This is a genomic window from Streptomyces sp. NBC_00510 (assembly GCA_036013505.1).
In the GTDB taxonomy this organism is placed as follows: domain Bacteria; phylum Actinomycetota; class Actinomycetes; order Streptomycetales; family Streptomycetaceae; genus Actinacidiphila.
Window position 1 is genome coordinate 4,905,781 of the sequence record CP107851.1, and the last position, 19,653, is coordinate 4,925,433.

Below are 19,653 nucleotides of genomic sequence, written 5' to 3' on the forward strand. Positions count from 1 at the left end.
AACGGGTGAAAACACCCCGGGACCGGCCCGGGAACGGCCGGGGGCCGGCCCGTGCGCCGGGCCCGCCCCCGTCGTCCGCGGAGGTCAGGCCCGCTTCGGGTGCTCCCCCCAACTCCTGCACAGCGCCCAGATGACGAAGACGTCGATGGCGATGACGATGATCGCCCACACCGGGGTGTACGGCATCCACGCGAAGTTCACGACGATGTTGAACGCGGCCAGGGCGACACCGGCGATCCGGGCCCAGTCGGGGGCGTTCTGGAGCAGGGCGGCGCCGACCACGATGACCAGCACCCCGAGCACGAGGTGGATCCAGCCCCAGGCCGTCAGGTTGAACTTGAAGACGTAGTCGCCGAGCCGGACCCAGATGTCGTCCTGCGCGATGGCCGAGATGCCCTCGAAGATCATCACGACACCGGAGACGATGAGCAGCACACCGGCGAAGGTGGTACCGCCCGACGCCAGGCCCGAGTGCGGGCGCCCGGTGACCGGCTGTGTCTGCTGGCTCATGAGATGGCTCCCGTCCCTCGCCGCCCGGACTCGCTGCCCGGACACTCCACACGGTCCGCCCGGCCGGTGGGTACGGCCATCCGCGCTGCGCCGTCCGGGTGACCCGCGGGCGGCAAACCCCGGCAGGCGAGATCATCGGTGCATGACGACCACACTCCACCTCGCCCAGCAGCCCGAGGCCGACGCCCTGCTCTCCCGCAGTCCGCTGGCGGCCCTGGTCGGCATGCTGCTCGACCAGCAGATCCCCATGGAATGGGCCTTCTCCGGCCCCTGGAGCATCGCGCAGCGCATGGGCCGCGACGACCTCGACTGCGGGGAGATCGCGGCCTACGACCCCGAGGCCTTCTCCGAGCTGCTCTCGCAGAAGCCCGCCGTCCACCGCTACCCGGGGTCGATGGCCAAGCGGGTCCAGCAGCTGTGCCAGTACCTCGTGGAGCACTACGACGGCGATGCCGGGGCGATCTGGCGCGAGGTGTCCGACGGCCGCGAGCTGCTGACCAGGCTCAACGAGCTGCCCGGCTTCGGGAAGCAGAAGGCGCAGATCTTCCTGGCGCTGCTGGGCAAGCAGCTCGGCGTGACGCCGAAGGGGTGGCGCGAGGCGGCGGGCGCCTACGGGGAGCGGGGCTCCCACCGGTCGGTCGCCGACATCACCGGCCCGGAGTCGCTGGACAAGGTGAGGGCCTTCAAGCAGGAGCAGAAGCGGGCCGCCAAGGAGGCGAAGGCCGCGAAGGAGTCCTGACCCTAACGACGACGGCGCTTGGACGTGCCGAAGAGGGACCGGGTGATCTCCCGCCCGATCTGGGTGCCGATGGAGCGGGCCAGCGACTGGAAGACACCGCTGCCCATCACCTGCTCCACCACACCCGTCTCCTCCTCCGGCCGCTCCCGGCGCCCGCGCCCGGCAGGACCCGGTGCGGACGGCCGCACGGGCGCCGCCGCCCGCCGTCCGGCCAGCCGCTCGTACGCCGACTCCCGGTCCACCGCCTGCGCGTAGCGCCCGTACAGCGCCGAGTTCCCGATCGCCGCGTCCATCGCCGCGGGGTCGGCGGGACCCATCAGCGACCGCGGCGCCCGCAGCCGCACCGCGGCGACCGGGGTGGGGGCGCCGTCCTCGTCGAGGACGGTGACCACGGCCTCGCCGGTGCCGAGCGCGGTGAGCAGTTCCTCCAGGTCGTACGGGGAGGTGGGGAAGGTGCGCACCGTCGCCTTGAGCGCCTTGGCGTCCTCCGGGGTGAAGGCGCGCAGCGCGTGCTGCACCCGGTTGCCGAGCTGGCCGAGCACCTCGGAGGGCACGTCCTTGGGGGTCTGGGTCACCAGGAAGATGCCGACGCCCTTGGAGCGGATCAGCCGCACGGTCTGCGTGATGGCCTCCAGGAACGCCTTGCTGGCCCCGGTGAACAGCAGGTGGGCCTCGTCGAAGAAGAAGACCAGCTTGGGCCGGTCCAGGTCGCCGACCTCCGGCAGGTCCTCGAAGAGGTCGGCCAGCAGCCACATGAGGAAGGTGGAGAACAGCTGCGGCCGGTCCTGCACGGCGGGCAGTTCCAGCACGGAGACGACGCCCCGCCCGTCGCCGTCCGTCCGCAGCAGCTCGGCGGTGTCGAACTCGGGTTCGCCGAAGAAGGCCCCCGCCCCCTGTGCCTCGAAGGCCGTCAGAGACCGCAGGATCACCCCGGCCGTCGCCGGCGAGACCCCGCCGATCCCCTTCAGCTCCGGTTTGCCCTCGTCGCAGGTGAGGAAGGTGACCACGGCCCGCAGGTCCTTCAGGTCCAGCAGTTCCAGGCCCTTGGTGTCGGCGTAGTGGAAGATCAGGCCGAGCGACTGCTCCTGCGTGGTGTTGAGCCCGAGCACCTTGGACAGCAGCACGGGACCGAAGCTCGTCACCGTGGCCCGCAACGGGATGCCCCGGCCCATGCCGCCGAGGGCGTAGAACTCGGCGGGGCAGCCGGCCGGGCTCCATTCCTGGCCCACCTCGGCGGCCCGCCGGGCGACGCGGTCGCCGGGCACCCCCGGGGAGGAGATGCCGGAGACGTCGCCCTTGACGTCGGCGAGGAAGACCGGCACGCCCTGGGCGGAGAGTTGTTCCGCGACGAGCTGCAGCGTCTTGGTCTTGCCGGTGCCGGTGGCCCCCGCGACGAGCCCGTGCCGGTTGAGCACCGCCAGCGGGACGCGCACGGGCGCCTCCGGCAGCACCCGGTCCTCCCACAGCAGGGCGCCGAGTTCGAGGGCCGGCCCCGTGAAGGCGTACCCCTCGGCGATGGCCCGGGCGGCGCCGGGCGGGCTCGGCGTGGTCATGGGCTGCTCCACTGCTCCCGCTATCACCGTATTTGCCCACCATCGCACTCCTGCGCCGTTGCTGCGCCCGTACGCCCTTGCCCGGTAGGCTTTCCGTGTGATCTTCAAGCGCATCGGAAGCGGGCGGCCGTACCCCGACCACGGCCGGAAAAGCACCCGTGAATGGGCGGACGTCGCCCCACGTCCGGTACGCCTCGACCAGTTGGTCACCACCAAGGGCAACCTCGACCTGGAGACCCTCCTCGCCGAGGACTCGACCTTCTACGGGGACCTGTTCGCGCACGTCGTGAAATGGCAGGGCGACCTCTACCTGGAGGACGGGCTCCACCGGGCCGTGCGCGCGGCGCTGCAGCAGCGCCAGGTGCTGCACGCCCGCGTGCTGGAGATGGACTGATCCCCGGACCGCTCCGCGGGCCCGCCTCCGCCGGGGACTCCTTCGCCCTTTCGGGTTCAAGTGCCCCTCATTGGCCCCGATTGGTTGATCGTTTAGTAGGCCCGGACGCCCGATCGCACTACGCTGCGCACATGAGCATGCTGACGCCCCCTGGCATGGGCGGGAAGTACCGGGTCACCGGGAACCAGTACCCGCGGATGCGCCGCCCCCGGAGCAGGGTGCGCATCGTGGCGGTCGTCGTGACGACCGTCGCCGTGGTCGGCCTGGCCGGCTGGGGCACGCTCCAACTGGTCGACGTCTTCGGCGGCAAGTCCACACCCGCGAAGAACGCCGCGGCCAAGGCGGAGAACGCCGCCAAGGAACGCACCTGCAAGGCGGCGGCCGCACCGGGCTCGGCCTCGACGGTGCCCACCGCCTTCCCGGAACCCGGGGAGCTCACGGTCAACGTCTACAACGCCACCGCCAAGGGCGGCCTGGCCAAGGACACCGCCGACGAGTTCGCCGCACGCGGCTTCAAGGTGGGCACCTTCGGCAACGCCGACCCCGAGTACGACCGCAAGGTGCAGGTGGCCGCGCTGCTGATCGGCGGCCACGGCCCCAAGGCCGAGGCCGCGATGAAGCTGGTCGGCGCCCAGATCAAGGGCACGGTCACGCTGAAGCCCGCGGCCGCCGGCTCCAAGCGCCCCACCGGCACGGTGGACGTCATGCTCGGCAAGGGCTTCACCAAGCTCTCCGGCGACAAGGCCGTCGAGAAGGCCCTCGCCGCCCTGGCCCGACCGAGCGCGGCGCCGAGCGCCGGCGCCTGTTAGGCGCACGGTTCCGGTTCCGTCGTACGACGGGGCCGGCCGCCGGGGCGTGGGCCCCGGCGGCCGGTTCCGCGTGTCGTGGGACGACCGGTGTCAGCCGGCCGTGCCGTAGAGGCGGTCGCCCGCGTCACCGAGGCCCGGGACGATGTAGCCGTGCTCGTTGAGGTGGTCGTCGACCGCCGCGGTGACCACGGTGACCGGCTTGCCGGCCAGCGCGCGCTCCATCGCCTCGACGCCCTCCGGGGAGGCGAGCAGCACCACGGCCGTCACGTCGTCGGCGCCCCGCTCGATCAGCAGGTCGATCGCGGCGATCAGCGTGCCACCGGTGGCCAGCATCGGGTCGAGGACGTACACCTGCCGCCCGGACAGGTCCTCCGGCATGCGGGTGGCGTAGGTCTTGGCCTCCAGGGTCTCCTCGTCGCGGATCATGCCGAGGAAGCCGACCTCCGCGGTCGGCAGGAGGCGCACCAGGCCCTCCAGCATCCCGAGGCCGGCCCGCAGGATCGGCACGACCAGCGGACGCGGGTGGGACAGGCGCACGCCCGTGGTGTCCGCGACGGGCGTGCTGATGTCCGCCTGCTCGGTGCGCACGTCACGGGTCGCCTCGTAGGCGAGCAGGGTGACCAGCTCGTCGGCCAGCCGACGGAAGGTCGGCGAGTCGGTGCGCTCGTCGCGCAGGGTGGTGAGTTTGTGCGCCACCAGGGGGTGGTCGACGACGTGGATCCGCATGTCCACGACTCTAACGTTCGGCCTGTCCCCCGGCCCGCCCGGTCCGTGCGACCGGTCACGCTTCGAACCACCCAGGAGGGGGAATGCGTGCCCTTACGCCCGGGCTGTCCCGGCCGGGCACGTGGATCTCTAGGGGTGGTGCCCCATGGCGGAGCGCGGCAGCGACGGCGCCGGCGCGGACGACACGGGCGACGCCCGTACGCAGCAGGATCGCGACGCCGAACGCAGACGGCGGCGCGCCATGTTCCTGCGCGAGCTGAACGAGGCCAAGGAACTGCGCGACCGCGTCCAGCCACGCCGGGCGCGCGCGGCACGCGCGCGCCAGCAGATGCGGATGCGGACGTTCCGCTGGTAGTCCCCAGGTAGGCACAATGCCCCCACCTGGCGGGCGCCGAGGGGGTCCCCGCAGGCCGCCACGCGGAAAAAAGCCGGAAGGCCTCTCACGACGCAGCGCGGAAGACCCTTCGCAAAGCCGAGGTTTCTGCCACGATGCCGAGTGTGGGCGGGGACCTGCGCCAGATCATTCGACTCCCGCCCGAAAGTCCGGACGGCCTGAGACCTGTGGGAGAGTCACGGTGTACTTCGCCGCACTGCTCGCGCGCACCGAGGACGGTTGGGAAGCGCGCGAGACCGATCTCGACGATGTGGAAACCCTCGGCGACCTGACCGACTTGGCCCGGGCGGCTTCAGCCGGGGAGGATACGGTCCTGGTCTTCATCGAACAGGAGGACGCCTGGTTCGGCGTCGTCCGCGTCGACGGGGAGGAGGACCCGCGGATCTACGTGTCCGACGCCGCCGCCGCGGCGCGCAGCTCGTACGGGGAGATCCTGCTCACCGACGAACTGCTGGGCCGCGACCCGGAGGACCTGGACGAGATCGTCGACCTCGACGGCACCGAGGAAGGTGACGCCGACGACCTCGACGACGACGTGGTGCCCGGCCCGACGGAGGTCCACGTCCCCGTGGGCCCGCTCGGGGACGCCGAGCTCCTCGCGGACTTCGGCATGAGCGACAAGGAGCTGCTGGCCCTCAGCGGCGACGGCGCGCTGACCGGGGAGGCGCTCGGGGAGATCGCCGACTCGCTGGGCTGCGCCGACGTGCTGGAGGCGGTCCGCTGACCGGGCCCGACCCGCTGCGCGACCGCTGGGTCCCCCCGATGCGGCTCGCCCTGGAGGAGGCCCGCCTCGCCCCGCGCACCGGCGACGTGCCGGTGGGCGCGGTGGTGCTGTCCCCGCAGGGCACGGTCATCGGCCGTGGCCGCAACGAACGCGAGGCGGTCGGCGACCCGACCGCCCACGCGGAGGTGCTCGCCGTCCGCGAGGCCGCGAAGGCGCTCGGGGAGTGGCGGCTGACCGGCTGCACGCTGGTCGTGACCCTGGAGCCGTGCACGATGTGCGCGGGGGCCGTCGTCGCCTCCCGCCTCGAACGCGTGGTCTACGGCGCGCCGGACGAGAAGGCCGGGGCGGCGGGCTCCCTGTGGGACCTCGTCCGCGACCGCCGGCTCAACCACCGTCCGGAGGTGATCCACGGCGTGCTCGCCGAGGAGTGCGGTGAGCTCCTCACCCGCTTCTTCCGGTCAAAGGATTTCGGAGCACACCCGGACGTCCGCTAAGCTCTCTCTCGGTAGCGTGTCCGAGCGGCCTAAGGAGCACGCCTCGAAAGCGTGTGAGGGGGCAACTCCTCCGTGGGTTCAAATCCCACCGCTACCGCTGCGAGTGACAAAAGCGAAGCGCCCGGTCCTTTCGGACCGGGCGCTTCGTCGTTCCCGCCCCCGCGCCGACCTCGGTGGCGAGCGTCACGGACGGGGCGGGGGCGGGCCCGTGGATCACCCGCAAGGAGGCCTTCCGTCACCCGGTCTGATTGGGCCATCCGGTGGATACACTCCAGCCATGGCGCAGGCGAAGAAAATCACCATGTACGTCATCGTGGCTTTCGTGCTCTATACGATCGTGACGTCGCCGGCCCGCGCAGCCGATCTCGTGCAGATAGGCTTCCAGGGCATATCGGACGCCGCCAAGGGCGTCGGAGAGTTCATGACCGCGCTGGTCAACTGACCGGCCGGGAGCCGGTGAGGAGCACAGCACCGTGATACGCCACCTGGTCCTTTTCAAGCTCGGCGAAGGCGTGGAGCGCGACGACCCGCGGGTCGTGGCCGGCGTCGACGCCTTCGAGCGGCTCGGCGGGCAGATCCCCGAGCTGGCCTCCTGGGAACTGGGCTGGAACATCTCGGACCGCCCGATCGCCTACGACTTCGCCATCAACTCCTCGGTGGCGGACGCCGACGCGCTCAAGGCGTACCTGGAGCATCCCGCACACCAGGCCGGGGTGGCGCTGTGGCGCGAGTTCTCCACCTGGGTGGTCGCCGACTACATGTTCGAGTGACCCCCCGCGGCGGCCCCTCGGGCCCCGCTCCTGCCGTACAGCCCTCCGCCCGCCGGGCGGAGGGCTTTTTCATTGAGGGCCGCGCCTCACTTGCACACAGTCCACATGAATTGTGATGCTATGACCGCTTTTGCCGGATGAGTGGACCGATGAGGAGTGGCATGTCCGTGTCGGCCCGACCCGCGTCACCATCGACCTCCGGAGACGGCAGCGGGACCGGTACGACCACCGGCGGCGGCAATCGCGGCGGAAGCACCAACAGCAACGCGGTGGAGGCGCGGGCGCTGACACAGGTGCTGTTCGACCAGCTGTCGGGGCTGGAGCCCGGCACCCCGGAGCACTCCCGGGTCAGGGCCGCCCTGATCGAGGTGAACCTGCCGCTGGTGCGGTACGCGGCCGCGCGCTTCCGCAGCCGCAACGAGCCGATGGAGGACGTCGTCCAGGTCGGCACGATCGGGCTGATCAACGCCATCGACCGCTTCGACCCGGAACGCGGGGTGCAGTTCCCGACCTTCGCGATGCCGACCGTCGTCGGCGAGATCAAACGTTACTTCAGGGACAACGTCCGCACCGTCCACGTCCCGCGCCGGCTGCACGAGCTGTGGGTCCAGGTCAGCGGCGCCATCGAGGACCTGACGGTGGCCCACGGGCGCACCCCCACCACCGCGGAGATCGCCGACCGGCTGAAGCTCTCCGAGGACGAGGTGCTGGCCTGCCTGGAGGCCGGGCGGGCATACCACGCCACGTCCCTGGAGGCGGCCCAGGAGGGCGGGGACGGGGCGCCCGGGCTGCTGGACCGGCTCGGCTACGAGGACCCGGCCCTGACCGGCGTGGAGCACCGGGACCTGGTGCGGCACCTGCTGGTGCAGCTCCCCGAGCGGGAGCGGCGGATCCTGCTGCTGCGCTACTTCGGCAATCTGACGCAATCGCAGATCAGCGCCGAACTCGGGGTTTCGCAGATGCACGTCTCCCGGCTGCTCTCGCGCAGCTTCGCCCGGCTGCGATCCGCAAACCAGCTCGAATCGTAACCCTTACGGACTACCCACCCCCCGGGAAATAAGTCGACATGGCGCTACAGCGCGTTGCCGACATGTGACATTCTGCGGGAACTGCGTTTGTCGCGGTCCGGCCTCCGGTATTCCAGTGGGGGAACGAACCGTCGCCCGCGACACCCGTCCGCGACCTCAAGGGGGTGGCATGTCCGTAGAAGTGGGCAGTCCGAAGGTGCTGAACTCCGACGCGCCGCACGATGCTCCTGACGACAAGGCCATCGACACCGCCGGCACCGCCGTCGCCGACACCGCCGCCGTCGACAGCACGATCGAGGCCATCGACACGAGCGTCGACACCCGCACGCTCTCCCGCTCGCTGTTCCTGCGGCTCGCCGAGCTGCCGGACGACAGCCCGGAGCGGGCGTACGTACGGGACACGCTCATCGAGCTCAACCTGCCGCTCGTGCGTTACGCGGCGGCCCGCTTCCGCAGCCGCAACGAGCCGATGGAGGACATCGTCCAGGTCGGCACGATCGGGCTGATCAAGGCGATCGACCGCTTCGACTGCAACCGCGGGGTGGAGTTCCCCACCTTCGCGATGCCCACGATCGTCGGCGAGGTGAAGCGCTTCTTCCGCGACACCTCGTGGTCGGTGCGGGTGCCGCGCAGGCTGCAGGAGCTGCGGCTGGCGCTGACCAAGACCAGCGACGAGCTCGCCCAGCGGCTGGACCGCTCGCCCACCGTCTCCGAGCTCGCGGCGGCGCTCGGCGTCTCCGAGGAGGACGTGGTCGACGGCCTCGCGGTCGGGAACGCGTACACCGCGAGTTCGCTGGACTCGCCGCCCCCGGAGGACGACGGCGGCGAGGGCTCGCTGGCCGACCGGCTGGGCTACGAGGACACCGCGCTGGAGGGCGTGGAGTACCGCGAGTCGCTCAAGCCGCTGCTCGCCCAGCTGCCCGCGCGGGAGCGGCGGATCATCATGCTCCGCTTCTTCGCCAACATGACGCAGTCGCAGATCGGCGAGGAGGTCGGCATCTCCCAGATGCACGTCTCCCGGCTGCTGACCCGGACCCTGGCGCAGCTGCGCGAGGGCCTGACCGCCGAGCAGTAGGGCGGAGGCCCGGCGACGGAAGGACCGGGCGGTTTATTCCTGACGGTTCGTCAGTACACTGGCGGGATGGTGCACATACCACCGGGCCGCCGGGGCGCGCTGGCCGCTGCCTCGGCGGCCGTCGTCTGTCTGGGTGCCTTCGCCGCGCTGGGCCCGGACTGCGAGGGCAACGGTGCGGGCTACGTGGCCGTCGGCGCCCCGGGCCCGGCAGGCGGCCCCGCGGTGAACGCCCCGCCCTCCGGCGACGTGGACCTCGTGCCGCTGGACGGCCGTACGGGCTCCCCGGCCGGGCCCGGCCGGACGGCGCCCACCGCGCCGGGCGCACCGGCCGGCAGCGGTGGCGCGGGCTCCTCACCTCCGGCGGACGCGACGGACGGGCCGGACGGGCCCGGCGCCACGAGCGCCCCGCCGCGGCAGGGCGGCACCGCGCCGCCCGCGACGGCCTCCGGCGGCCCCACCGGGCGGCCGGCCCCCGGCGGTTCGGCGTCCTCCCCGCCGCCACCGGCGACCGGTGCGCCGGCGCACCTGGTGGTGAGCGCGGTCGAACGCGCGGCGGCCGCCGACCGCTGGTGCGAGAAGGTCACCGTCACCCTCGCCAACACCGGGGACCGTGCCGCGACGACGGGCACCGTCACCTTCGGCACGCACGTCATCGGCCTGCTGGGCGTCGACTGGGCCACGCTGCGCAGCAGCCGTGCCGCGCCGGTGCCGGTCCCCGGCGGCGGCAGCGCGAAGGGCACCTGGGAGGTCTGCGTCGAGGCGTGGCGGGTGCCGCTGGGCATGCACGTCGAGACCCGGGACGTCTCGGTCGCGGACTCCTGAACGCCGGTACGCCCCGGGCACGCGGAGGCGGGGGCCGGCCCGTCCCGGGACCGGCCCCCGCCTCTCCGGGGAGGAGCGGTGGTGCGCTCAGCCGGCCAGGTACGAACGGATCTGGCCGAGGGTGCCGGTGTCGCTGAGGAACCCGATGTGGGTCGTGCACGCCACCAGGTGGTTGTTCGCGCCGCTCAACGGGGTGCTGGTGTACGGGATGATGATCCCGTCGCACGGCGAGTACCAGGTTGCGTAGAGGGTGCTGCCCGGCGTCTCGTCACCGCTGCTGATGGTGCGGACGAAGGACGAGCCCGGCAGCATCTCGACGCAGGACGCGTAGATCACGCAGGCCGAGGCGTAGGTGGTGCCGTGGTTCGCGCCCGCCACCGAGGCGACCCGGCGGACGGACGAGGTGCCGCCGAGCTGCGTGAGGTACCACTGGGTGACCAGGCCGCCCATCGAGTGGTTGACGATGTCGACCTTGGTCGCGCCGGTGCGGGTCAGCACCTGGCGCACGTAGCTCGCCAGCCCCGCGGCGCTGGTCTTGTTCGACTGGGCCCAGTTGTACTCGTACGCGAAGAGCTCGCTGCGGCTGTAGCCGCCGGCCACGAAGACCGACTCCGCGTAGTCCCAGTTGCTCGCGCTGCCGGTGTAGCCGTGCACGAAGACCACCGGGGTGTGGGTCGCGGCGTTCGCGGTGCCCGGCATCACGAAGGTGCCGAGGCCGACGGCGGCCGCCACGGTGAGCAGGATCGCCCATATTCGTCGCATCTGAACTCCTTGTCGTGGGGGTCGACAGGAGTCTCGGAGCGGCACGCGGGCGACGGACCGGTGGAATCACCAGTGTTTTCCTGTCATGCACGGAACATGATGCAGGACCCTTCCCTCCCGGTGGACGCCAGCAGACACTGGCGTCATGGAGGCCGGACGGAGCGACCCCGCCGCGTGGCCGCCGGCGCTGTACGGCCGGGACCGCGAACGCGCCCTCCTGGACGCCCTGTCGGGCCGGGCCCGGCAGGCCGGGGGACGGGCGCTGCTGCTGCTCGGCGGACCGGGCACCGGACGCACCTGCCTGCTCACGGGCGCGGCGCGCACCGCCGCGGCGGCCGGCGCGACCGTGCTGCGCACCGACGGCGTACGGGCCGAGGCGCGGGTCCCGCTCGCGGCACTGCACCGCACCCTGCTGCCGGTCGCCCCGCGCGTGCGGGCCGTGCCGGGACCGTACGGCGTGGCGCTGACGGAACTCCTCGCCGGGCGGGTGCCCGCCGGGGGCGAACTCGCGCTGGGCGCCGCGCTGTCCGGCCTGGTGGCCGGACTCGCCCGCCCGGCACCGCTGCTGTGGTGCGTGGACGACGCGCAGTGGCTGGACCCCGCGACGCTGTGCGCGCTCGGCATGGCGGCACGCCGCCTCACGGGCCTCGCGGCCACCGTGCTGTTCGCCGCCGACGAGGGCTGCCCCACCGCCGGAGCACTGGAGGACCTGGACGTCCTGCGCCTGCGCCCGCTGGCACCGGACGCCGCACGCCGGATGCTCGCCGACCGCTTCCCCGGGTTGCCACCGCGCGGCGCGGACGCGGTCACGGTGCTCGACCTGGCCGCGGGCAACCCGCTGGCCCTGGTCGAACTCGCCGGGGCGGCCGTGGACGGGCGGCTGCCGGAACCGCCCGCGCTGCCCGCGGGAAGCCGGCTGCGGGAGCGGCACCGGCAGCGCTTCCACGCCCTCACGCCGGGCGCCCGCACCGTGGTGGCGCTGCTGCTCTGCGGCGGGCCGCTGGCCGTACCGGTGCTGGAGTCCGCCGCCCGCCGCCGCGGGCTGGGCTCCGGCAGTGTCGAGGAGGCCCGCGCCTGCGGCCTGGTCGACCTGCGCGACGGGACGGCGACCGTACCGGGCCGGCTGCTGCGCGCCTCGCTGGCCGCACTGCTCTCCCCCGCCGACCGGCTGGCCGCGCACGCGACGCTGGCCTCGGTGCCGGACCCCTCGGCCGCCCGGCTCTTCCGGGCGCTCCACCGGCTCGGCCGGTCGGCCGGCCCGTCGCCGGACACGGAACGGGAACTGGAGGCCGCGGCCGGGGCGGCCCGCCGGTCCGCCGGTCACGCCGCGGCCGCCGCCGCGTGGGAGCGGGGCGCCGAGGCCGCCGCCCGTCCGCACACCCGGGTCCGGTGGCTGGTCGCGGCCGCCGCCGACGCGCAGGCCGCCGGGGAGACCCGCCGGGCGCGCGGACTGATGCGCCGGGCCGGCGCACAGGGCGGCCCGGCGCCGGGCGGGGCGCTGGGCGCCCTGGTCCAGGGCGAGATCGAACTGCGCGACGGGGTGCCCGCCGTGGCCTGCCGCGACCTGACCGCCGCGGCCGGCCGGTTCCCCGCCGACCGGCGCGCACCGGCCGTACGGGCCTTGATGCTCGCCGGCGAAGCGGGGTGCGTGGCCGGCGACTTCGCCGCCTTCTTCGCCCTCGCCGAGCGTGCCGACGCGCTGCGCCGCAGCGACGACCCGCCGGAACAGCGCCTGGTCTTCGACCACTTCGCGGGTCTCGCGGCGACCTTCCGGGGCCGGCACGACCGCGCGCAATGGGCGCTGCGCCGGGTGGTCCGGCTCGCCGAGACGCTTCAGGACCCGGAGTCCGTGATCTGGGCCGCCCAGGCCGCGTACACCCTGGGGGACGCACCGAGGGCGCACGCCCTGGCGACCGCGGCCGTGCACCGGGCCCGGCGGCAGGGCGCGGGCGCGCTGGTGCCCGCGGCCCTGGTCTACGAGGCGCTGTGCGCGCTGGCGCTCGACCGGTACGCCGCGGCCGGGGCGGCCGCCGAGGAGGGACTGCGGCTCGCGGAGGCGACCGGCCAGCGCAACCTGGCCGTCGACCACCTCGCGGTCCTGGCGCTGCTGGCGGCCCTGCAGGGCGACAGCGTGACCGCCGGGCTGCGGATGGCGGCCGCCGAAGGAGCCGTCGCGTCACGGGGGCTGGGCCGCCCCGGGGCGTTCAACTGCTGGGTCTCGGCCTGCGCCGACCTCGCCGCGGACCGGCCCGCCGACGCGCTGTCCCGCTTCGCCCGCATGCGCGGCGGCGCGGGCCAGGTGAACCTGGCGGTCCGGGGGATGGCCGCCCCCCACTTCATCGAGGCGGCGGTGCGCTGCGGGCAGCGGGCGAAGGCCGCGGGGGCGCTGCGCGCGTACGAGCACTGGGCGGCGGCGAGCCACAGCAGCGTACGGCTGGCCCTGGCGCACCGATGCCACGGGCTGCTGGCGGAGGACGACGCGAGCGCCGTGGACCACTTCCGGGAGGCGCTGCGGCTCCACCAGGACGACGACACCGTCCTGGAGCTGGCCAAGACGGAGCTGTTCTACGCCTCCCGGCTGCGGCGCACCCGCCGGCCCGGCGAGGCCCGGGGCCTGCTGCGGGACGCGGTGGCGGTGTTCCGGCAGTTCGACGCCCGCCCTTGGGCGGAACGGGCCGCGGCCGAACTGCGTGCCGCCGGGGACCGGGTGGGCCCGGTGGACCGGCAGCCCGGGGGCCGCCGGGAGCTGACGGCGCAGCAGACGAGGATCTCCGAGCTGGTGGCGCAGGGCGCGACCAACCGCGAGATCGCCGATCTGCTGCTGCTCAGCACGCGCACGGTCGAGTACCACCTGCGGAACGTCTTCAGCCGGCTCGGGGTGCGCTCGCGGGTCGAGCTGGCGTCGCTGTTCCGCTGAGCGGGGGCGGGGCCGCCGGACGCGGGCGCGGACGCGGGCGCACGACGGCCGCCGGACGGCCGGCGACCGCCGGCGTCCGGTGTCAGGGGACGTGGTGGGGTGGCGCGCCCGTCAGGCGACCGCGAACCAGACCACGGCGGCGATCACGACGACGGCCGCGACGATGCCGACGATCAGCCCGGTCTTGTTGCCGCCCGCGGCCTGGGCCTGGGCGGGCTCCTCGTCGACGAAGGCGCGGAACATCTGGGTGTTGCCGGCCGGGTCGTAGTTGTTGTCAGGGGTAGTCATGGGGCAGGACCCTAGCGAAGTCACGCCGCGCCGGTCACCCCCGCCCCGTTGTTGGGAAGGGGAACACCCCGGGAATACCGCTCGTCCCCGCCGTGTCCAAGACCGCATGGCACTCATCGGCAACTCTGATCTCGACGTCTTCCCCCTCTGCCTCGGTGGCAACGTCTTCGGCTGGACCTCGGACGAGGCGACCTCCTTCGAGGTGCTGGACGCCTACGCGGAGGCGGGCGGCAACTTCGTCGACACCGCGGACGTGTACTCGGCCTGGGTCCCGGGCCACACCGGAGGGGAGTCCGAGACCGTGATCGGCTCCTGGCTCGCCAAGCGCGGCCGCCGCGACGACGTCGTCGTCGCGACCAAGGTCGGCTCCCACCCCGACTTCAAGGGGCTGAAGGCCGCGACCGTCAAGGCCGCGGCGGAGGAGTCGCTGCGCCGCCTGGGCACCGACCGGATCGACCTCTACTACACGCACTACGACGACCCCGCGACCCCGGTCGAGGAGATCGTCGGCGCCCTGGACGAGCTGGTCCGCGAGGGCAAGGTCCGCCACGTCGCGGCCTCCAACATCAGCCCCGAGCGGCTGGCGGCCTCGCTGGAGTTCGCCGAGCGCGAGGGCCTGACGAAGTACGTGGCGCTGCAGCAGCACTACAACCTGGTCGAGCGGGAGAGTTACGAGGGGCCGCTGCGCGAGGTCGTCGAGGCGCACGGCCTCGCCTCCGTGCCGTACTTCGGTCTGGCGCGGGGCTTCCTCACCGGCAAGTACCGGCCCGGCGTCACGGTGGACAGCCCCCGGGCGCAAGGCGCGGGCGCCTACCTGGAGTCGGAGCGCGGTCCGCGGGTGCTGGCCGCGCTGGACGAGGTCGCGGCGGCGCACGGCGTGGAGCCGGCGAGCGTCGCGCTGGCCTGGCTGCGGACCCGGCCGACCGTCGTGGCGCCGATCGCCAGCGCCCGTACGCCCGCGCAGCTGACCGCGCTGCTGGCTTCGGCGCCCCTGGAGGTGACCGCGGCGGAGCTGGAGCGGCTCACGGAGGCATCTGCCTGACCTGCGCCTTTTACCCGAAGACCCGTCTCCTTTGACCGGAGGCGGGTCGTTCCTTTTGGAGGTTTTTACCCGAAAGAATTTGCCTGCAGCAACCAACGTTCCTAAGGTTGCTTGAGGCAACCAACAAGAGTGGGGAAGCGAGGCGCCATGGCGACGCAGGAGCAGTTCGCGGAACTCGCGAGCCAGCTGCGTGCGATCCCGGTGGTCGCCCGCGAACTCAGCCGGGCCTGTCCACCGCAGTGCCCGCCGTCATCGCTCGGCGTGCTCTCGGTGATCAGCCGCCACGGCGAGATGCGGATGAGCCGGCTGGCCGAGCTGCTGGAGGTCGACATGTCCGTCACCAGCAGACACGTGGCCCACCTCGCCGAGCGCGGCTGGATCGACCGGCTGCCCGACCCCCACGACAAGCGGTCACGGTTGCTGCGCCTGACCCCCGGCGGCACGGACATGCTGCGCGCCGCCCAGGACGGGGTCGCCGAGGCGCTGGCCCACCACCTGAGGGACTGGCCGGACGAGGACGTCACCGAGTTCTCCCGGCTGCTGGACCGGCTGCGCAGGGACTTCGCCGCCGACTGCCGCCCCCGTACGCATTCCACGACGTGAAGAGGATGACGATGGCAACAACCGCACCACCGACCGGTGTGCGGGGGACCGATGCCCACGCAGGACACGCGGCCCCCATGTCGCACCGGCAGATCATGGAGGCCCTCACCGGGCTGATCCTCGGCTTGTTCGTGGCGATCCTGTCGTCCACGATCGTCTCCAACGCCCTGCCGAAGATCATCTCCGATCTGGACGGCGGGCAGAGCGCCTACACCTGGGTCGTCACCGCCGCCCTGCTCTCCACCACCGCCACCACCCCGCTGTGGGGCAAGCTCTCGGACCTGTTCAGCAAGAAGCTGCTGGTCCAGCTGGCGCTGGTGATCTACGTGGTGGGCTCGCTGGTCGCGGGCCTGTCGCAGAACGCCGGGATGCTGATCGCCTGCCGTGTCGTCCAGGGCATCGGCGCCGGCGGTCTGACCGCGCTGACCCAGGTCATCATGGCCGCGATGATCTCCCCGCGCGAGCGCGGCCGGTACAGCGGCTACCTGGGCGCGGCCTTCGCCCTCGGTACGGTCGGCGGCCCGCTGCTGGGCGGCGTGATCGTCGACACCGACTGGCTCGGCTGGCGCTGGTGCTTCTACGTCGGCGTGCCCTTCGCGATCGTCGCGCTGATCGTGCTGCAGAAGACCCTGCACCTGCCGGTCACCAAGCGCCGGGTCAAGGTCGACTGGGCGGGCGCCTCCTTCGTCACCGCCGCCGTCAGCCTGCTGCTGGTCTGGGTGACCTTCGCCGGCGACAAGTACGAGTGGATCTCCTGGCAGACCTACGCCATGGTCGCGGGCGCGGTCCTGCTCGTCCTGATCTTCGTCCTGGTCGAGTCCCGCGCGAGCGAGCCGATCATGCCGCTGCGGCTGTTCCGCAACAAGACGATCAGCCTGACCTCGGTCGCCTCGCTCTTCGTGGGCACCGCGATGTTCGGCGCCACGGTCTTCCTCAGCCAGTACTTCCAGCTGGCGCGCGGCGAGTCGCCGACGATGTCGGGCGTCATGACCATCCCGCTGATCGCCGGTCTGTTCGTCTCCTCCACCGCCTCCGGGCTCATCATCACCCGCACCGGGCGCTGGAAGGCGTTCCTGGTCTCCGGCGGCGTGCTGCTCACCGGCGGCCTCGCCCTGCTGGGCTCCCTGCGGTCCGACACCACGTACTGGCACCTGGCGCTCTTCATGGCGCTGCTGGGCCTCGGCGTCGGCATGATGATGCAGAACCTGGTGCTGGCCGTGCAGAACCAGGTGGGGGCCGCCGACCTCGGTGCCGCCAGCTCCGTCGTCACCTTCTTCCGCACGCTCGGTGGCGCGATCGGCGTCTCCGCGCTGGGCGCGGTGCTCGGCAACCGTGTGACGCACTACGTCAAGGACGGCCTGGCCGCCCTGGGCGTGAAGTCCACCGGTGAGTCCGACGGCGCGATCCCGGACCTGGCCACGCTGCCCGCTCCGATCCGCCACGTCGTGGAGAGCGCGTACGGCCACGGTGCCGGCGACGTCTTCCTGGTGGCGGCCCCGGTGGCGTTCCTCGCGCTGCTGCTGGTGCTGTTCATCAAGGAAGTGCCGCTGAAGACCGCCAGCGGTCTGCAGCAGGCGGCCGGTGTCGCCGGCCACGCCGAGCAGACCCCGGTCATACCCGCCCAGGCCCCCGCGGCCGACACCGTCGCCGGGACCGCGGCCGAGGCCGCCGAGGCGGTCGGCGTGGCCGCGCCGACGGCACCGCTGCCCGCCGAGGGCACCACGGTCCACGGCCAGGTGCGCAACGCCGACGGCGCGGGCGTCGAGCGGGCCACCCTCACCCTGATATCGCTCACCGGCCGGCAACTCGGCCGCGCCTCCACCCGCGCGGACGGCGGCTACACGCTGACCGCGCCCGGCGCCGGCTCGTACGTGCTCATCGCCGCCGCCGACGGCCACCAGCCGCAGGCGTCCACCGTGGTGGTCGGCGAGGAGCCCGTCCCCTACGACGTGGTCCTGGCCGGCACCAGCGGGCTCACCGGCACGGTGGTCGCCGAGGCGACCGGGATACCCGTCGCGGGCGCCATGGTCGTGGTGACCGACGTCCGCGGCGAGGTCCTGGCCACCGGCGGCACCGGCCAGGACGGCGCCTTCGGCTTCCAGGACCTGCCCGCGGGCGACTTCACCCTGGCCGTCAACGCCACCGGCTACCGGCCGGCCGCGCTGCCGGTCGAGGTCGCCGGCAACGGCCCCACCCACGTCGAGGTCCCGCTCCGCGCCGGAGCCCGCCTGCGGGGCACCATCCTCGGCGGCACCGCCCGCACACCGCTGCCGGAGGCCCGCGTCACCCTGATCGACGCGGCCGGGAACGTGGTGGCGACCGCCACCACCGGCACCGACGGGGCGTACGCCTTCGGCGACCTGGACGCCGGCGAGTACGCGCTGGTCGCCGGCGGCTACCCGCCGGTGGCCACCCAGGTCACCGTCGGCAAGGACGCCACGGCCGGCCACGAGGACGGCTTCGACGTCGAACTGAACCACCCCGAGGGGTGAGCCATCGGCCGGTCCGTGCGCCTGCGGAGACGCACGGACCGGTGAACGGGGGACAGCGGGTCCGGTCGGACGGCCGGGCAGGGGACGGCCCGGGCCGTCCCGACCGGACCCGGCCGGGGGAACGCACCGAAGGGCGAGCGAGGTACATGGACACGACGGCAGGAGCCGGGCTGCGCGGGCGGATCCGGACGAAGGACGGTTGGGCGGTGCCGCACGCCGTGGTGACCGTCACCGACATGACCGGGCAGCAGATCGCGCGGGAGGCGGCGGACGCCGAGGGCGCCGTGCGCACCGCCGCGCTGGCCCCCGGGGCGTACACCGTCATCGTGACGGCCGTGGGCTACCGCCCGGCCGCCGCGACGGCGCTGGTGACCGCCTCCGGCTCGGCGGACCTGGGGACCCTGCTGCTGGGCCGCGCCGGCGGCCTCGAACTGCCGCCACCCGGACCGTGGACGATCGACCCGGCGCACTCCGAGGCCGGCGCGGTCGCCCAGCACCTGGGCCTGTCCACCGTGCACGGCCGCTTCAGGACCTTCGCGGGCCGGATCGACGTCGCGGAGCAGCCGCTCGCGTCGTCCGTCGAGGCCGTGATCGACGCCGCGTCGATCGACACCGGCAACGGCACCCGCGACGAGCACCTGCGCTCCGCGGACTTCCTCGACGTGCGGGAGCACCCCACCGTCAGCTACCGCAGCACCTCGCTGGAGCCGGCCGCCGGCGACCGGTGGACCGTCCACGGGGAGCTGACCATGCGCGGGATCACCCGCCCCGTCGACCTCGACCTGGCCTACCTGGGCACCGGGCCGGACGCCTGGGGCGGCGTGCGCGCCGCCTTCCGCGCGACGGCCGAACTGCGCCGCGAGGACTTCGCGATGAACTGGAACCAGGTCGTACGGGCCGGGATCGCCACCATGGGGACGACGCTGAGGGTCACCCTCGACATCCAGGCGGTCCAGGGGACGGCCCTCCCCGCCGTCCAGCCGCGGGAAGCATAGGCTGCCGTCCATGGCTGCCTACATCGCGACCAATACCAGCGTGCAACTCGACCAGTTGCTGGAATTCGTACGACCGCGCCACCGCGCCCTGCTGCTGACCACCCGCGCCGACGGCCGCCCCCAGGGCTCCCCCGTCGCCTGCGGGGTCGACGACGCGGGGCGCCTGGTCGTCTCGACCTACCCCGAGCGGGCCAAGGCCCGCAACGCCCGCCGTGACGCGCGGGCCTCGGTGATCGTCCTGTCGGACGAGTGGGACGGCCCCTGGGTCCAGGTCGACGGCACCGCCGAGGTCATCGACTCCCCCGACTCGGTCGAGCCGCTGGTGGAGTACTACCGCAACATCGCGGGCGAGCACCCGGACTGGGACGAGTACCGCGCCGCCATGGTCAAGCAGGGCAAGTCCCTGGTGCGCGTGACCCCGGAACGCTGGGGCCCGATCGCCACGGGCGGCTTCCCGGCGCGGCTGGCCCCGAAGGACTAGGACCTGTCGTCAAAGGAGCTCCCCCGGCTACCGCC

At 73.2% G+C, this 19,653-nt stretch carries 22 protein-coding genes and 1 tRNA gene; 18 read left to right on the plus strand and 5 right to left on the minus strand.

Translation table 11 applies throughout. The features are described 5' to 3' along the window. Nucleotides 1-84: 84 nt before the first annotated feature. The gene (locus OG937_22040; protein ID WUD74179.1) at nt 85-510 is read right to left on the minus strand and encodes a hypothetical protein; all 426 of its coding nucleotides are present in this window, start codon (nt 508-510) and stop codon (nt 85-87) included. Nucleotides 511-652: 142 nt separating this feature from the next. Between OG937_22040 and OG937_22045 the strand changes: the two genes are divergently transcribed. Continuing rightward, nucleotides 653-1,249 carry a Fe-S cluster assembly protein HesB gene (locus OG937_22045; protein ID WUD74180.1) on the plus strand — a complete coding sequence of 199 codons (597 nt, stop codon included), beginning with the start codon at nt 653-655 and terminating at the stop codon, nt 1,247-1,249. A gap of 2 nt (nt 1,250-1,251) precedes the next feature. Here the strand turns inward: OG937_22045 and OG937_22050 are convergent, their stop codons facing one another. Beyond that, nucleotides 1,252-2,802, minus strand: a complete 1,551-nt coding sequence (locus OG937_22050) for a DUF853 domain-containing protein (GenBank protein WUD74181.1) — start codon at nt 2,800-2,802, stop codon at nt 1,252-1,254. Between the two features lie 97 nt (nt 2,803-2,899). On the opposite strand from OG937_22050, the gene OG937_22055 reads away from it, so the two are divergent. Together OG937_22055 and OG937_22060 are read left to right on the plus strand one after the other, a co-directional pair. Beyond that, nucleotides 2,900-3,196 carry a type II toxin-antitoxin system VapB family antitoxin gene (locus tag OG937_22055; protein ID WUD74182.1) on the plus strand — a complete coding sequence of 99 codons (297 nt, stop codon included), beginning with the start codon at nt 2,900-2,902 and terminating at the stop codon, nt 3,194-3,196. A gap of 131 nt (nt 3,197-3,327) precedes the next feature. Then, entirely contained in the window at nt 3,328-4,005 is a 678-nt protein-coding gene (locus OG937_22060) for a LytR C-terminal domain-containing protein (protein ID WUD74183.1), read from the plus strand. Between the two features lie 90 nt (nt 4,006-4,095). On the opposite strand, the gene upp is transcribed toward OG937_22060, so the two are convergent. Further along, complete coding sequence (upp, locus tag OG937_22065; protein WUD74184.1) at nt 4,096-4,731, minus strand: uracil phosphoribosyltransferase; 636 nt, start codon at nt 4,729-4,731, stop codon at nt 4,096-4,098. Between the two features lie 145 nt (nt 4,732-4,876). Between upp and OG937_22070 the strand changes: the two genes are divergently transcribed. From OG937_22070 to OG937_22110, 9 genes are all read left to right on the plus strand, one after another. Next, a complete protein-coding gene (locus OG937_22070) occupies nt 4,877-5,086 on the plus strand; it encodes a hypothetical protein (GenBank protein WUD74185.1) in 210 nt (69 codons plus the stop codon). A gap of 220 nt (nt 5,087-5,306) precedes the next feature. Further along, the gene (locus tag OG937_22075; GenBank protein ID WUD74186.1) at nt 5,307-5,849 is read left to right on the plus strand and encodes a tRNA adenosine deaminase-associated protein; all 543 of its coding nucleotides are present in this window, start codon (nt 5,307-5,309) and stop codon (nt 5,847-5,849) included. A 38-nt stretch (nt 5,850-5,887) separates the two neighbouring features. Beyond that, complete coding sequence (gene tadA / locus OG937_22080; protein WUD74187.1) at nt 5,888-6,343, plus strand: tRNA adenosine(34) deaminase TadA; 456 nt, start codon at nt 5,888-5,890, stop codon at nt 6,341-6,343. A gap of 10 nt (nt 6,344-6,353) precedes the next feature. Further along, nucleotides 6,354-6,440: transfer RNA gene (locus OG937_22085), tRNA-Ser, on the plus strand. A 180-nt stretch (nt 6,441-6,620) separates the two neighbouring features. After that, complete coding sequence (locus OG937_22090) at nt 6,621-6,785, plus strand: hypothetical protein (GenBank protein WUD74188.1); 165 nt, start codon at nt 6,621-6,623, stop codon at nt 6,783-6,785. Between the two features lie 31 nt (nt 6,786-6,816). Further along, a complete protein-coding gene (locus OG937_22095) occupies nt 6,817-7,113 on the plus strand; it encodes a Dabb family protein (protein WUD74189.1) in 297 nt (98 codons plus the stop codon). A gap of 161 nt (nt 7,114-7,274) precedes the next feature. Further along, nucleotides 7,275-8,141 (plus strand): RNA polymerase sigma factor SigF, encoded by an 867-nt coding sequence (locus tag OG937_22100; GenBank protein ID WUD74190.1) that lies wholly within the window; start codon nt 7,275-7,277, stop codon nt 8,139-8,141. A gap of 169 nt (nt 8,142-8,310) precedes the next feature. Then, nucleotides 8,311-9,216, plus strand: coding sequence for an RNA polymerase sigma factor SigF (locus tag OG937_22105; GenBank protein WUD74191.1), 906 nt, complete (start codon nt 8,311-8,313; stop codon nt 9,214-9,216). Between the two features lie 66 nt (nt 9,217-9,282). Beyond that, complete coding sequence (locus OG937_22110; GenBank protein WUD74192.1) at nt 9,283-10,038, plus strand: hypothetical protein; 756 nt, start codon at nt 9,283-9,285, stop codon at nt 10,036-10,038. A gap of 87 nt (nt 10,039-10,125) precedes the next feature. Here the strand turns inward: OG937_22110 and OG937_22115 are convergent, their stop codons facing one another. Further along, on the minus strand, nt 10,126-10,800 hold the full coding sequence (locus OG937_22115) for an alpha/beta hydrolase (protein ID WUD74193.1): 675 nt from the start codon (nt 10,798-10,800) through the stop codon (nt 10,126-10,128). A gap of 145 nt (nt 10,801-10,945) precedes the next feature. On the opposite strand from OG937_22115, the gene OG937_22120 reads away from it, so the two are divergent. Continuing rightward, nucleotides 10,946-13,717: a helix-turn-helix transcriptional regulator gene (locus tag OG937_22120; protein WUD74194.1), complete on the plus strand. Its 2,772-nt coding sequence runs from the start codon at nt 10,946-10,948 to the stop codon at nt 13,715-13,717. 111 nt (nt 13,718-13,828) lie between these two features. Here OG937_22120 and OG937_22125 read toward each other — a convergent pair whose 3' ends face one another. Then, nucleotides 13,829-14,005 (minus strand): hypothetical protein, encoded by a 177-nt coding sequence (locus OG937_22125; GenBank protein ID WUD74195.1) that lies wholly within the window; start codon nt 14,003-14,005, stop codon nt 13,829-13,831. A gap of 106 nt (nt 14,006-14,111) precedes the next feature. On the opposite strand from OG937_22125, the gene OG937_22130 reads away from it, so the two are divergent. The 5 genes from OG937_22130 (at nt 14,112) to OG937_22150 (ending at nt 19,618) form a co-directional block, all read left to right on the plus strand. Beyond that, nucleotides 14,112-15,047 carry an aldo/keto reductase gene (locus OG937_22130; GenBank protein ID WUD74196.1) on the plus strand — a complete coding sequence of 312 codons (936 nt, stop codon included), beginning with the start codon at nt 14,112-14,114 and terminating at the stop codon, nt 15,045-15,047. Nucleotides 15,048-15,194: 147 nt separating this feature from the next. After that, nucleotides 15,195-15,650 (plus strand): MarR family transcriptional regulator, encoded by a 456-nt coding sequence (locus OG937_22135; GenBank protein ID WUD74197.1) that lies wholly within the window; start codon nt 15,195-15,197, stop codon nt 15,648-15,650. Nucleotides 15,651-15,661: 11 nt separating this feature from the next. Further along, entirely contained in the window at nt 15,662-18,142 is a 2,481-nt protein-coding gene (locus tag OG937_22140) for an MFS transporter (GenBank protein ID WUD74198.1), read from the plus strand. Nucleotides 18,143-18,288: 146 nt separating this feature from the next. Continuing rightward, a complete protein-coding gene (locus OG937_22145; protein WUD74199.1) occupies nt 18,289-19,137 on the plus strand; it encodes a YceI family protein in 849 nt (282 codons plus the stop codon). A 10-nt stretch (nt 19,138-19,147) separates the two neighbouring features. Continuing rightward, the gene (locus tag OG937_22150) at nt 19,148-19,618 is read left to right on the plus strand and encodes a PPOX class F420-dependent oxidoreductase (protein WUD74200.1); all 471 of its coding nucleotides are present in this window, start codon (nt 19,148-19,150) and stop codon (nt 19,616-19,618) included. Nucleotides 19,619-19,653: the final 35 nt, after the last annotated feature.